The sequence below is a fragment of the Campylobacter sp. IFREMER_LSEM_CL2127 genome (genome assembly GCF_025771745.1).
Classification (GTDB): Bacteria; Campylobacterota; Campylobacteria; order Campylobacterales; family Campylobacteraceae; genus Campylobacter_D.
The window spans coordinates 13,141-26,665 of sequence record NZ_JAKMQV010000007.1; the positions used below are offsets into that span (position 1 = coordinate 13,141).

Genomic DNA, 13,525 nt, shown 5'->3' on the forward strand with positions numbered 1-13,525 from the left:
AATTAACCTACTAAAAAATTATTTTTTGCTAAATTTGGAAATAAATTTTGCAATTGTGCTGCACAATCAAGTTTTAAATTTTCATGAGAAAGATTAAAGTTTTTAAATATTACTAGTAATTCTTCTATATTTTTAGCATTTAAAACCGCATTTTCATTATGAGCATCATCTAAAATTTCACTGACTTTACTTGAAAGTTTTGCATAGTTTAGTTCTTTTTCTTCATTTGAATTTACAACTTCTAGATAATTTAAAAGTTCCATAAAATGCTTACTATTTAAAACTGAAGTTCCTTGTTTTTCTAAGTTAGCGTTAAAGATTTGAGTTCCTAGATTTGACATATTTTTCTCCTTAAAAATAATTCTTACCCAAACAAAAGCAACAAGTGTTCCAATTTAGCAATCTTAATTTTTAAGCAATTTTTTTATATAATATTAGATTTTAAATTTAAGACTTTGGAGAAAAACTTGGACAATATTAGAAATATAGCTGTTATAGCTCACGTTGACCATGGAAAAACAACAATGGTGGATGAGCTTTTAAAACAATCAGGAACCTTTAGTGAGCGCGAGCAAATAGCAGAGCGTGTGATGGATAGTAATGATATAGAAAAAGAAAGAGGTATTACTATACTTTCTAAAAATACTGCTATTAATTATAAAGGTACTAAAATAAACATCATAGACACTCCAGGCCATGCTGATTTTGGCGGTGAGGTTGAGCGTGTGTTAAAAATGGTTGATGGGGTTTTGCTTTTAGTTGATGCACAAGAAGGTGTTATGCCTCAAACTAAATTTGTGGTAAAAAAGGCTTTATCTTTAGGACTTAAACCTATCGTTGTTATCAATAAAATCGACAAACCAGCTGCTGATCCTGAAAGAGTAATTAATGAAATTTTTGATCTTTTTGTGGCTTTAGAAGCAAATGATGAACAACTTGATTTTGCTGTAGTTTATGCAGCTGCTAAAAATGGTTATGCAAAGCTTGCACTTGAAGATGAAAGCACTAATATGGAGCCATTGTTTAAGACTATACTTGAGCGCGTACCTGCTCCAAGCGGTAGCGATGAAAACCCTTTACAGCTTCAAGTTTTTACTCTAGGTTATGATAATTTCGTTGGTAAAATAGGCATTGCAAGAATTTTTAATGGTAAAGTAAAGAAAAATCAAAATGTAATGCTTGCTAAGGCAGATGGTTCTAAAATCAATGGAAGAATTTCAAAACTTATTGGTTTTATGGGTCTAGAAAAAATGGACATCGAGGAAGCAGGGACAGGCGATATTGCAGCGATTGCAGGTTTTGAAGCTTTAGATGTGGGAGATAGTGTGGTAGATCCAAACAATCCTATGCCGCTTGATCCTTTACATATAGAAGAACCAACTTTAAGCATAGTATTTTCGGTAAATGATGGTCCTTTAGCAGGTACTGAAGGCAAGCATGTAACTTCAAATAAAATCGCAGAACGTCTAGAAGCTGAGATGAAAACTAATATTGCTATGAAATATGAAAGTACAGGCGAGGGCAAATTTAAAGTAAGTGGAAGAGGTGAACTGCAAATAACTATCTTGGCTGAAAATATGCGTAGAGAAGGTTTTGAGTTTTGCATGGGAAGACCTGAAGTTATCGTTAAGGTAGAAGATGGAGTTAAAACAGAACCATTTGAGCATTTGGTGATTGATGTGCCTGATGATTTTACTGGGGTTGTGATTGAAAAATTAGGTAAAAGAAAAGCTGAAATGAAAACTATGACACCAACTGGAGATGGTCAAACTAGACTTGAGTTTGAAATTCCTGCGCGTGGGCTTATAGGATTTAGATCACAATTTTTAACAGATACTAAAGGCGAGGGTGTTATGAACCATAGCTTTTTAGAGTTTCGTCCATTTAGTGGAGCAGTTGAAAAAAGAAATAATGGCGCGTTAATTTCTATGGAAAATGGTGTTGCACTAGGATATTCTTTATTTAATTTACAAGATAGAGGGGTATTATTTATTGATCCTCAAACAAAAGTATATACAGGTATGATTATAGGCGAGCATTCACGCCCAAATGATTTAGATGTTAATCCTATTAAAGGTAAAAATCTAACCAATGTTAGAGCAAGCGGTAGCGATGATGCAATTAAGCTTGTACCACCTAGAAAATTAAGCCTTGAAAGAGCGTTAGAATGGATAGAAGAAGATGAGCTTGTAGAGGTTACTCCGCAAAATATTAGAGTTAGAAAAAGATATCTTGATCCTACTCAAAGAAAAAGAATGGAAAAGGCTAAGTCTTAATGGATTTTGAAGCCATAAGACAAGCTTTAAATAAAAGACTCAAAGCTTTGCAAATTTTAGCATTTGCTGAAGCTTTGGTTATATTTTTTCTTGCTTTTCAATTTAGCAAAGATGTGATTATAGCTTTGTTTTTTGCTGTTTTAGCAGGAGTTTTGTTTTTTAGAATTTTAGGAAGAAAGCTTATGTGGGGACGCAATGAGCTTGTGTTTAAAATGTGTGAGGAATTTTTAAAACAAAACAATGCTAAATTTGACAAACAAGGCTTTGGCCAAAAAGATTTTGAAAAAATTGCTTTTGACTTTTCTTTAAAAACTTATCATTCTCAAAATTCTTTTGTTTTTGATGATTTTATTCTTTATGATGTGAAATTTAAAGATGAATTTGGGAATTTCTTTTGTGGAATTTTGCTTTATAGTAAGAAATTAAAAGAAGATATTAGTTCAAATAAAAGTATTTTTGAGAAAATAAAGGATAAAGAATTTTCTACACAAAGAGTTTTGAAAAAAGATGATTATTTGCTCATAGCAAGTTTGAAAAATCCTTTTTTTGCTGATTTGAAAATTTCAAGTGAGTTAAATTTTAAACTTTTTAGAGCTAATTTAGAAAAAATCCAAGCTTTTATACGTGATTAAGTTTAGCTTACTTAATCATTTTGTTCTAGATTGCTAATTTCTTGTATTTTTAAATTCTCATTTTTTCCCATTAAATTTTGTATGGTTTGGATTTGCTCTTTAGAGGCATAGCTCATATCTTTTAAAACTATCCAAGTGATTTTTTGATTACAAGGCTTGTTGAGTTTATTTTTAAAGATATAAAAAGATTGAAGGTCATTTGGTAATAACTCATTAGCACTTAAGCCTTGAACATAAAGTTTATCGCCTTCTTTTTTAGGAAAAGCACGGATGATTTTTTTAATAAAAGGATTTTCCGCGCCTTCTTGTAAAAACAGTACAACTACTGCTATATCGCCTTTTTGACTTACATGGCTAAAATGAATTTCTAAAGGATAAGATTTTTTATTAATAGAAATTTTTGATGGGCTATGAAAGTGAAAATGAGATAAATTATAACTTGTATTATCTAGCACGATATGGCTTCCATTACTTGCAAAATGCATTTTTATGGTATAACCATCATTTATTAAACCAAAAGAATCATTTGAGTAGTTAAATTCTAAAGAATGATTTTTATTTGTAGCCTTTTTACTGTTTATATTGATAAAATCTTGATTTAACCCACTTTCACAGTAAATCCAGTTTTTATCTAAATTTTTCCATTTATCTTTTTCTATAAAATTTCCATGTGAGGCATTTTGAGGCATTTGCTCATAGGCAAAAAGCATGCTAGTGGTAAATAAACCAAAAAGTATTTTTTTTAAACTCATAATATTCCTTTTTAATATAATTATAAAAAAATATCCCCTATAAAAAGCTTATGTTTAAAAATAATTATATTAAAATTAAATATTTATCTTAAAAATTAGCAAGATTATTCTTTACCATCTTTGATGGGTACAAAAAGACATTCATCTAAAACTTCTTTACTAATCTCGCCATCTTTTTTGGTAAATTTAGTGATAAATTGTTGATTTCCTATGAGTAAAGGAGCTACTAAAATTCCATTGTTTTCAAGTTGATCAAACAATATATTTGGAATATGCTCTATATAAGCTGAGAGTAAAATTCTATCATAAGGTGCATAATTTTTCCAACCATTTTGTCCATCATCAAATTTTACATGGATATTAGCATAGTTTAGTTTTTTAAATTTTTCTATAGCGCTAATTGCAAGTTTTTCAATGCGCTCTATGGTAAAAACTCTTCTAATAAGTTTGCTTAAAATCGCAGCTTGATACCCGCTACCACAACCTATTTCTAAAACACTATCAGCATCTTTAAAATCAAGTGCCATAGTCATTTTAGCTACGGTTAAAGGTGAGCTTATCCATTGATTACCCATTAAAGGAAGCGCATCAAGTCTATAAGCATGCATTTTTAAAGGTGAAAAAATTTCTCTTGGAGTGGAACAAAAAGCTTCAAATAATTCTTCATTGATGAAAGTATTTTTGCGAATTTCTTCTGCCATAGTTTGACATTGTTTTTGTTCAAATATATGAATCAATAAGCACCCCTTGATAAAAAGTGTTATTTTATCTTAAATTTTATTTATCTAGCTTTAAAATCCTTAAGGCGTAAAAACGCCTTAAGATTAATCAAGTGTATAAAGGATATTTGATCCATCTTGATAAGATAAGATATGCATTTTGCCATCTTTAAAGAATAAACTTCTTGCATTAGTTATATTTTCTGGATAAGAAATGGTTTTTACAACTTCTTCTTTGTCTAGATCAATTACAGCAATAACATTATGTTTTTTACTTAATGCATAAATTTTACCATCTTTAAATGCCATTGAAGTTACATAAAGATCACCTAGTGTTTTCCCTTCCTTTAGATCAGCTTTAGGAGTAAATTCAGCTGAAAGAACTCTATCTGCTAAAGAAATTTTAGAAATTACAAAAGTTTTAGCGTCTTTATTGTTTGGAACAGTTGCTGTGTACATATATTTTCCATCGGTAGTTGTGCTTAAGATGTGATGGAATTTAGCTCTAACTGTATCAATTCTACCACGACCAAGATCTTTGCCTTGACCTTCGAAATTATTTGCCCCTTTCATAAAATCAGCATATTGTAAAGCCTCATTTGCATTAGGATTTTGAGCAAATCTTAAGAAAGTTTTATTAGAACCCATTAAGATGTATTTATTGTCTAGATAAGGGATAATTCCTATGATAGGGTTGATTGTAGCTGAAAAATATGGATCTAAAACAAAATCAACTTTAGTGCTAAAATTATTATCTAGGAAAAATACTTCCCATTTTGAACTTGCAACATATTCTCCATTGATATAATCAAGTGTATTGATAGCTTTAGGAAAATCAATTTTTGTTTCATTTGTTATTTTTAGATTTTCATCAATACTTGCAAATGGAGCATTGCTAATATTATTATCAAATTGAATACCTAGTTTTTCACTAGCAGGCGCAAAAGCAAAGTCAGGTTCTTTAACGTCGCGTTTTCCTAAGAAAGAAATGCTTTTCCAGCTTTTGCTCCAACCTGAATCATCCCAAATGATATATTTTGGATTTAAACTAAAACGAACCGGATCGCCTTGTCCGCTATATGGAACAGGACCAGTGCTTACAAAAGCTTGGAATACATTTGAAGCTACAATAAAAGCAACAATAACCATAGCAGCTAGATTAAATTTAGTTAATTTTCTAAAGCTAGCTCCTTCCATTTCTTTTTCAAAAGAACCAAATTTTGGAGCAAAGGCAAAAATAACACCAAGTAGTAAAACTACAGCCCAAAATACCACTTCAGCCCAAAAATAAGTATGTAAACCAAAAATAGGTAAACCAAAACCTTGATCAAGATCACGGTGTGCATGGCCGCTTATATGATTAAATGATTGCCATAAACCAAAAGCTGTTGCGATTAAAAGGAAAGCTAAAAATTTACCTTTCATACCATAACGTACAACAAATAAAGCCGCTACGCCGATGAAAATCATTGATTCTCTTTGACCCCAGCAAGAAGTACAAGGGCTATCACCTAGCATATAGCCAAAGATTAAATTTGCAATTCCAACAGGCAATAAAATAACCAAAAAGCCTGCTAAGCACATTAAAAAATAAAAGAATTTAGTTTTGTTAATATCACACATATTTGCCACCTTATAGATTCATTAGGCCTAAGATTGCGCCTGATTTACGACCTAAATAGTCAAATACCATAATAGCCCATGAAATTACAAGTATAGAAAAAGCTAATTTTTCTTTTTCTGGTTTAACTATCATGAGGACTATGGCGATAAAGATTAACAAAAGTTCTAAAAACTCCATCATTTCCCCTTTGAAATAAAATAAAAACCGCCGATTTTACTATATTAGAATAAATAAAAATAAAATATTAAACTGAAAAAGAGATTTGATTTAAAAAGTATAAAAAAATGAGTAGTTTTGAGACTTAGAAGTCATCAAAACTTAAGCTTCCTTTGGAGTAATTTGTAACCTTGCTTTCAAAGAAATTGCTCTTTTGATCATTAAATTTAGAAAAATCATCTACCCATTTAATAGGATGTTTTGCATTATAGATTTTATCAAGATTAATTGCAATTAGTCTTTGATCAACAAGATAATGAATATATTCTTCTATAATATCATCTGTAAAGCCCATGATTTGATTTTGAGTGATGTATTTGCCCCATTTAATTTCAAGTTCACCTGCTTTTTTAAACATATCATAGATTTTATTTACATTGGTATCATTAAACAAATCAGGTCTTTCTTTGCGCACAGAATTAATCATATTTTGAAATAATAGCAAATGTGTAATCTCATCTCTTTGTATAAAGCGTATCATTTGTGCTGATCCTAGCATTTTCCCTGCGCGCGCTAAAGCATAAATAGCAGTAAAACCACTATAAAAATACACTCCTTCTAAGATTTGATTTGCTACCATTGCAAGTAAGAGTTTGTTATCATCTACTTCGCCAGCTAATTCTTCATAAATGCTTGAAATGAAATCATTTTTTTCTCTTAAAGTTTCATCATGTTTTTCCATTTCATAAATTAAGTCTGTATTTTCACAGATTGCTTCAACCATTACTGCATAAGATTTTGAGTGATTTGCTTCTTCATAAGCTTGTCTTGCTAAAACTGCATTGATTTCAGGCGCTGTGATGTAAGGATTAATATTATCAGCAAGATTGTTTGTTTGAAAACTATCCATTGAGATAAGTTGAGACCAAACTAAATCATACATTCTTTTTTCTGCTACGGTTAGATTACAGCGATAATCAAGCGCATCTTTGGTTGTATCTACTTCTTTTGGAAACCAAGTATTTGCCTCCATTAAATCCCAAAGCTTTAAAGCCCAAGTGTATTTTGCTTTAGTAAAATTTAAAATCCCATGAGGATTACCATTAAATACTTTTCTATCATTTAAAGTTTCATTTGATTTTGGATTATAAATTCTTTTTCTATTCATTTTTCTACCTTTGTGACAATAACACTTTGGCTTAAAATATCATGCAAAGCCAAAGTATCTTTTCTTAAAAAACTTACCAAAAACCCAATCAATAAACCAAAACTTACGATAAAAATTATATAGCGCAAGAGTATTCTAAAAAAATTAAGTTTTTGGCCATTTTTAAGATCAATTAAATATAAATCATAAGCTTTAAGTCCAGGACTTTGAGCTTTTTTTGCTAAAAATAAGGCCTGTATAAGCCCAAAAAGCAAAGAACATAAAAAAATTATAAGTTGATTGTTTAAAAAGGCTTCTTTAGAGCCAAGTGTAAAATAAAATAAATATAAAACAGGCACATAAAGCAAAAATAGATCAATCAAAAAAGCTTTAAATCTTAAAAAGCGAGTAGCTATTTTTGCTTTAGTTTTCATTAGTTTCCACGACTACCAGGTTTGATAGCTTTGGTGCCTTTTTCACAAAGTGGACAAGCATTTGCTTCATAAATATCAAATTCGAAATTTCCTAGTGCAAAAAGTGGTAAATTTTCAGGCAGTTTTGCATTTTCTTTTCTAGGGTTGTTTAAATTTTTTACCGCACAAAAACCACGATTTGCTAAAGCTGCAAAGCCTACTACTTCCCCACCTAAGCTTTCGATGATTTTTGCACTCTCAAGTGCAGAACCACCTGTTGTAATAATATCTTCACAAACGATAAATTTTTCGCCTTTTTTTACTTCAAAACCACGTCTAAGACTCATCACTCCTTCTACGCGCTCAGTGAAAATAAAGCGTTTATTGCAAGCTCTAGCAAGCTCATAACCTGCTAAAATTCCACCCAAGGCAGGAGAACAAATGCTATCAAATTCAATGTTAAAACTAGCAATAACTTTTGCAAGCTCTTCACAAAGCTCACCTGCTAGTTTTGGATTTTCTAAAACTTTAGCACTTTGAAGGTAAAACTCAGAGTGTTTCCCTGAGCTAAGCAAGAAATGTCCTTGTAAATATGCCCCACAATCTTTATAAATTTGTTCTAAGTTCATTATCAAACCTTTAAAAGTTCTGCTTCTTTATTTTTAACTAATTCATCTACTTTTGCTGTGTAATTATCAGTTTGTTTTTGAACCTCATCATAAGCTTTTTTGGCTTCATCTTCTGAAATTGCTTTATCTTTTTCTAGTTTTTTAACCGCATCATTTGCGTCTTTTCTAATGTTTCTAATGGCTACTTTAGCCTTTTCTCCCATAGCTTTGGCATTTTTAGCATTTTCTTCTCTTTGTTCTCTTGTCATAGGTGGAAAGAATAATTTCACACTTTCACCATCATTGTTTGGATTTACTCCTATATTTGCTGCAGCTATGGCACTTTCTATAGCTTTTAGCATTGATTTTTCCCAAGGAGTAATGCTTATGGTTGAAGCATCGGTTGCTAAAACTGTTGCTACTTGATTAAGTGGGGTTGCACTACCATAATAATCTACATGAATATGATCAAGTATGTTGATATTTACTTTACCAGTTCTTATAGTGGTAAAATCTTTTTTTAAGGCCTCTAAACTTTTATCTGATTGTTGTTTTTGCTTGGTATAAATTTCATTTAGCATGGTTTATCCTTTTTATTTGCTAGTGTTACTTTCGCTAATTGGGGCACTTGGTGCAACTGGAATGTTAGTTGTATTTGTCTCAGGTGCTTTTGGTAAAATTTGTTCTGCTTTTTCAGCAAGTGAGTTAGAGTTAGCATTATTATACATATAGCTAAGGGCAATTGTATTAGCAATAAGTAAAACACCCATTACAAAAGTAAATTTAGCCAAAAATCCCGCAGGACCTTTTGCTCCAAATAAACTTTCATTACTTCCACTATAAGCTCCAAGTCCTATGCTTGAACTTTTTTGTAATAAAACTGCAATACAAATAATTACAACAATTGCAAATTGCAAAATAATTAAAAGAGTAGTCATGAATTTTCCTTATTGAAAATAAAATGAGTATTTTAACTTAAAAAGTTTGATAAAAACTTGAAAGAGGTAAAGAAAATTTGCGAGAAAAAATCTCGCAAATTTTTATCTGCTATTAAAGCTTCTTAAAATATTAAGAAGAGAGATGAAAAGGTTGATAAAATCAAGATAAAGTGCAACTGCACCTTCGATTGGTGTTTCATAGTTTCCTCTAATGATGTTTTGAGTATCATAAAGGATGTAAAAAGAAAATAAAATCGCACCAATACCAGAAATAGCTAAACTCACAAGTGAGCTTTGGAAAAATAGATTAATTAAAGAAGCCACTACGATAACGATTAAAGCTATAAAAAGCATTTTTCCCATCATAGTAAAATCTCTTTTTGTATTCATAGCAAATACACTTAAAGCACCAAAAGCTACTGTTGTTAAAGCAAAAGCTTGAGCGATGATGCTAGCCCCTGCAGGAAGTGCTAAAACTGAATATAAAAGTGGTGTTAAAGTAAGCCCTGAAACAAAAGTAAAGGCAAAAAGTAAAATTAAATTAAGCGGAGCTTCTCTTTTTTTCCATTGTAATGCAAACAATAAACCAATTTCAACAATAAATAAAATCCAAAAAGTTGCTTGAGATTGTGCAAATAAATGCGCTAGGGCAAAAATTCCTATGTAAGCGCCCGCTGTTGCAGCTAATAATGAAGCAGCAAAAAGCTGATAAGTTTGTTTTATAAAAATGCTTAAATCACTTCTAGCATAACCTTCAAATTCTTGAGTTTTAGAGTTAGAATAATCTCTATCATAAAGACTCATTAAAATCCTCCAATAATTTTTAAAACCAAAATTTACAAAAAAAAGATAAATGAAAGATTAAAACTACATAAAAATATAACAAAAAATAAATTTATTGATTTGGTTTAAGTAAAAATAATTTTAGTATAATGTCTTGTTAAAATACAAAAAAAGGACTATTCTTGAAAGACTTGATCGATGGTGCTTTAAAATTTATGCAAGAAGATTTTAAAGAGCATGCAGAGCTTTTTGAAAGTTTAAAAAACAAACAAAATCCTCATACGCTTTTTATAGGTTGTGCTGATTCAAGAGTGATACCAAACTTAATCACTAATACAGGTCCAGGCGAGCTTTTTGTTGTAAGAAATATAGGCAATATCGTTCCACCTTATAGAGTCGGGGATGATTTTTTAGCAACTACTTCAGCTATTGAATATGCTTTTAATTCTTTACATATAAAAAATATTATAGTTTGCGGTCATAGTAATTGCGGAGGCTGCGCGGCTTTATATGCAAACGAAAATGATTTAAAAAATATGCCTAATGTCAAAAAATGGCTTACTTTGCTTGAGCCTATAAAAAATAAGGTTTTAAAGATTGCAGGTAGTGATTTGGCTATGCGTTCTTGGATGACTGAAAAAATGAATTTGGTAAATTCTTTGCAAAATTTATTAACTTATCCAGGCGTTGAAGAAGCTTTAAATAAAAAAGAAATTGAACTCCATGCTTGGTATTTCATCATAGAAACGGGTGAAATTTATGAGTATGATTTTAATTTTGAAAATTTTGTTTTAATTCAAGAGAGAGCGAGAAAACCATGAAAAAGATTTTTAGCATTATTTTGCTTTTTTTATTTGTTAATGCTTTATATGCACAAGAAAAAAACGCTTTAGAGGATAAAAATAGTATTTTTGCCCTAGTACAAAATTACATAGAGCTAAATTTACTTTTAGAAAGCTTTAAAAATAGCGATACAAATAGCAGTGAATTTCAAGATAATATTAAAGAAATAGAAAAACAAAAAGCTGCAATTTTAACTACTTTACCTTTAAAAATGGTATCTCAAAAAATTGATGATAAAGAGGCGAAAGACTTTTTGCAAACTAAAAATGCTTTGCAAAAAAGTGTTGAAAATGCTCAAGCTAAGAAAAGATATTATGATTATGTGGATAATAAAATTAAACTTTTAAATTTAACCTCTGCAGAACATTTTTACCTATGTATCTTTGAATTAGAAAAAGTTTTTATCGAAGGAGCACAAAGTCAGACTATAAGAAGCATTATTGATAAAAGTATTGATGTGCTTAAAGAAGATATGGTTTTTAATTTTACCTTAGATAAAGAAAAAATTAATGATATTGCTCAGCTTAGAACCTTAGAAATCAATGAAAATAATTTAAGAAATGCTATAAAATCTTATAATGAAATTTTAGTTTATTTAAGAAACAATGCTAGTTTGCTTGAAACTAATTTTTTATTTACAGGTTTAGGCTTGCAAAATGCGATTAATTATATTAATGAACAAACTTCTATTAGTAGCGTAAATCTTGGAAAAATAGTTATTTCTATCGCTGTAATTGTCTTTTTTTATTCTTTGAAGTTTTATCTAGCGAAGATTTTATATTTTATACTCATACGTTTGTTTGGAAAAAATTCAGCCAATATGGAGATAAAAACTCATTTTCTAGAAAAACTTCAAGGGCCAGTGGGTTGGTTTTTATTTGCTTATGCTATAGGAATTTGTTTTACCATTTTTTACTATCCTGCACCTGTAGATATAAGAATTAGCAATATTTTATCCATTGCTTATGTTATTTTAACTGCTTGGCTTGTGATAAATATCTTTGATAGTTATGGCATGGTGATTGTTGCAAAGCTTGCTGAAAAAAGTGGTAAGCGTGAAGTGGTTAATTTAATCATTAAAATTTTATATTTTATCATTATAGTGATAGCTGTTTTATTTGTTTTAGCGCATTTAGGATTTAATATTTCAGCATTAATTGCATCTTTAGGTATTGGTGGTTTAGCTGTGGCATTAGCAGCTAAGGATATTATCGCAAATTTCTTTGCTTCCGTGCTTTTGCTTTTTGATAATAGTTTTAATCAAGGCGATTGGGTGGAAATTTCAGGTATAGAAGGAACCATAGTAGAAATTGGACTTAGAAAAACCACTATTAGAACTTTTGATAATTCTTTAGTATTTTTACCAAACTCAACCATCATGGGAACAAATATAAAAAATTGGAGCAAAAGAAAAATAGGACGCCATGTAAAATTATTTATCGGTGTCACTTATGATGCAAGACCTGAGCAACTTGAACAATGTGTAGAAGATATAAGATATTTATTAGCTACTAGTCCTTTGATAGCCCAAGTTGATGATAGCGCGTTAAATCATGGTGGAACGCGTGCTAGATACAGACAAAATTTAGTTTCAGTAAATGACTTAGAAGGGTATAAAAATAACACTTATGTGGCTGTGAGTGGTTTTGGTGCAAGTTCTATTGATATAGAAGTATATTTTTATACCAAAGCAGTAGATGCAGGTGGTTTTAGAGAGGCAAGACAAAGTATTCTGCTTGAGTTAATGAAAATTGTTGAAAGAAATAAACTCAGCTTTGCTTTTCCTTCGCAAAGTCTTTATATAGAAAAAATCAATAAAGAAGACAAAGAAGAGCTATTATCTTAATAAGCTCTTCTTTGATCATCGCATTCAACTATAATTTTTTCAGCGATGATAATACTTCCATTTTTACTGCCTTTAATTTTAACAAGGCTTCCTTTTTTTAAATCTTGTACATTAGCTTGTTTTTTATTGCTTCCAAAAATTCCACAACCATAAACATCAATACGTGTTTGGGGTAAAATTGTGATGATTAAATTATTATCAAAACTTGTTTGAATGCTTATTGTGTGAGCTGTGGTATTTTTTAAGATGCCTTGAACTTTATAAGCAAATGCAAAAGTGCTAATGCAAACTAGTATAAGAAAAAAACGCATTAAAATAACTCCTTTTTAGGAGTTATTTTGCTTAATAAGCTCTTTTTTTGCATTCGATTTTGATTTCTTTAGCAGTTATATTTTGAACTTGATTTGGTGTTTGTGGATTTGGTGTTGTTTGAGCATAGCCATGGAAAACTTCAGCTTCTATAAAAGTTCCTACTTTTAAATCTCTAAAAGTGCCGTATTTATCCATACCAAAAATACCACAATCATCCATATCAATTTCAGTATTTGGTAGAATTTTTACATTCATTTTTTGACCATAAGTAGTGTCAATTAAAATGGTTTTTGCACCATCATTTACATCTACTATCACTCCATAAATTCCATCTGCATAAGCAAGACTTGAAAGACCTAAAACTGTTAATAATGTAGCGATTTTCTTTTTCATTTTTTCTCCTTTATTTTTTATGCAAGAATTATATAATTTTTTGAGTGAAGCAAGAGTGAATTTAGATATAATTTAAAAAATTT

At 30.2% G+C, this 13,525-nt stretch carries 17 protein-coding genes; 4 read left to right on the forward strand and 13 right to left on the reverse strand.

Annotation, left to right across the window (positions count from 1 at the left end; translation table 11 throughout):
- Nucleotides 1–2: 2 nt before the first annotated feature.
- A complete protein-coding gene (locus L8V77_RS05675) occupies nt 3–341 on the reverse strand; it encodes a hypothetical protein (RefSeq protein ID WP_257404661.1) in 339 nt (112 codons plus the stop codon).
- 126 nt (nt 342–467) lie between these two features.
- Between L8V77_RS05675 and typA the strand changes: the two genes are divergently transcribed.
- The gene (gene typA / locus L8V77_RS05680; RefSeq protein ID WP_263707089.1) at nt 468–2,276 is read left to right on the forward strand and encodes a translational GTPase TypA; all 1,809 of its coding nucleotides are present in this window, start codon (nt 468–470) and stop codon (nt 2,274–2,276) included.
- Nucleotides 2,276–2,908, forward strand: a complete 633-nt coding sequence (locus tag L8V77_RS05685; protein WP_263707090.1) for a poly(A) polymerase — start codon at nt 2,276–2,278, stop codon at nt 2,906–2,908. Before typA ends, L8V77_RS05685 begins: the two co-directional genes overlap by 1 nt.
- An 11-nt stretch (nt 2,909–2,919) precedes the next feature.
- Here the strand turns inward: L8V77_RS05685 and L8V77_RS05690 are convergent, their stop codons facing one another.
- The 10 genes from L8V77_RS05690 to L8V77_RS05735 all read right to left on the reverse strand — a co-directional run bounded on the left by L8V77_RS05690 (nt 2,920) and on the right by L8V77_RS05735 (nt 10,069).
- A complete protein-coding gene (locus L8V77_RS05690) occupies nt 2,920–3,660 on the reverse strand; it encodes a carbonic anhydrase family protein (protein ID WP_263707092.1) in 741 nt (246 codons plus the stop codon).
- A 104-nt stretch (nt 3,661–3,764) separates the two neighbouring features.
- Nucleotides 3,765–4,394: a protein-L-isoaspartate(D-aspartate) O-methyltransferase gene (locus tag L8V77_RS05695; protein WP_263707136.1), complete on the reverse strand. Its 630-nt coding sequence runs from the start codon at nt 4,392–4,394 to the stop codon at nt 3,765–3,767.
- A 90-nt stretch (nt 4,395–4,484) separates the two neighbouring features.
- Complete coding sequence (locus L8V77_RS05700; RefSeq protein WP_263707094.1) at nt 4,485–6,002, reverse strand: disulfide bond formation protein B; 1,518 nt, start codon at nt 6,000–6,002, stop codon at nt 4,485–4,487.
- A gap of 10 nt (nt 6,003–6,012) precedes the next feature.
- Nucleotides 6,013–6,180, reverse strand: coding sequence for a hypothetical protein (locus L8V77_RS05705; protein WP_039619427.1), 168 nt, complete (start codon nt 6,178–6,180; stop codon nt 6,013–6,015).
- Between the two features lie 124 nt (nt 6,181–6,304).
- Entirely contained in the window at nt 6,305–7,327 is a 1,023-nt protein-coding gene (locus tag L8V77_RS05710) for a ribonucleotide-diphosphate reductase subunit beta (RefSeq protein ID WP_263664043.1), read from the reverse strand.
- Nucleotides 7,324–7,740 carry an RDD family protein gene (locus L8V77_RS05715; protein ID WP_263664044.1) on the reverse strand — a complete coding sequence of 139 codons (417 nt, stop codon included), beginning with the start codon at nt 7,738–7,740 and terminating at the stop codon, nt 7,324–7,326. The genes L8V77_RS05710 and L8V77_RS05715 overlap by 4 nt, the downstream gene beginning before the upstream one ends.
- Nucleotides 7,740–8,348, reverse strand: coding sequence for an orotate phosphoribosyltransferase (gene pyrE, locus L8V77_RS05720; RefSeq protein ID WP_263707096.1), 609 nt, complete (start codon nt 8,346–8,348; stop codon nt 7,740–7,742). The genes L8V77_RS05715 and pyrE overlap by 1 nt, the downstream gene beginning before the upstream one ends.
- A gap of 2 nt (nt 8,349–8,350) precedes the next feature.
- A complete protein-coding gene (frr, locus tag L8V77_RS05725) occupies nt 8,351–8,908 on the reverse strand; it encodes a ribosome recycling factor (protein ID WP_039668941.1) in 558 nt (185 codons plus the stop codon).
- Nucleotides 8,909–8,920: 12 nt separating this feature from the next.
- A complete protein-coding gene (gene secG / locus L8V77_RS05730; RefSeq protein WP_012662194.1) occupies nt 8,921–9,265 on the reverse strand; it encodes a preprotein translocase subunit SecG in 345 nt (114 codons plus the stop codon).
- Between the two features lie 102 nt (nt 9,266–9,367).
- A complete protein-coding gene (locus tag L8V77_RS05735; protein ID WP_039619421.1) occupies nt 9,368–10,069 on the reverse strand; it encodes a Bax inhibitor-1/YccA family protein in 702 nt (233 codons plus the stop codon).
- 161 nt (nt 10,070–10,230) lie between these two features.
- On the opposite strand from L8V77_RS05735, the gene L8V77_RS05740 reads away from it, so the two are divergent.
- Together L8V77_RS05740 and L8V77_RS05745 are read left to right on the forward strand one after the other, a co-directional pair.
- The gene (locus L8V77_RS05740; protein ID WP_263707098.1) at nt 10,231–10,869 is read left to right on the forward strand and encodes a carbonic anhydrase; all 639 of its coding nucleotides are present in this window, start codon (nt 10,231–10,233) and stop codon (nt 10,867–10,869) included.
- Nucleotides 10,866–12,737: a mechanosensitive ion channel family protein gene (locus L8V77_RS05745; protein WP_263664048.1), complete on the forward strand. Its 1,872-nt coding sequence runs from the start codon at nt 10,866–10,868 to the stop codon at nt 12,735–12,737. The genes L8V77_RS05740 and L8V77_RS05745 overlap by 4 nt, the downstream gene beginning before the upstream one ends.
- Here L8V77_RS05745 and L8V77_RS05750 read toward each other — a convergent pair.
- Entirely contained in the window at nt 12,734–13,048 is a 315-nt protein-coding gene (locus L8V77_RS05750) for a hypothetical protein (protein WP_263664049.1), read from the reverse strand. The genes L8V77_RS05745 and L8V77_RS05750 overlap by 4 nt on opposite strands.
- A gap of 31 nt (nt 13,049–13,079) precedes the next feature.
- Nucleotides 13,080–13,442 (reverse strand): hypothetical protein, encoded by a 363-nt coding sequence (locus L8V77_RS05755; protein ID WP_263664050.1) that lies wholly within the window; start codon nt 13,440–13,442, stop codon nt 13,080–13,082.
- Nucleotides 13,443–13,525: the final 83 nt, after the last annotated feature.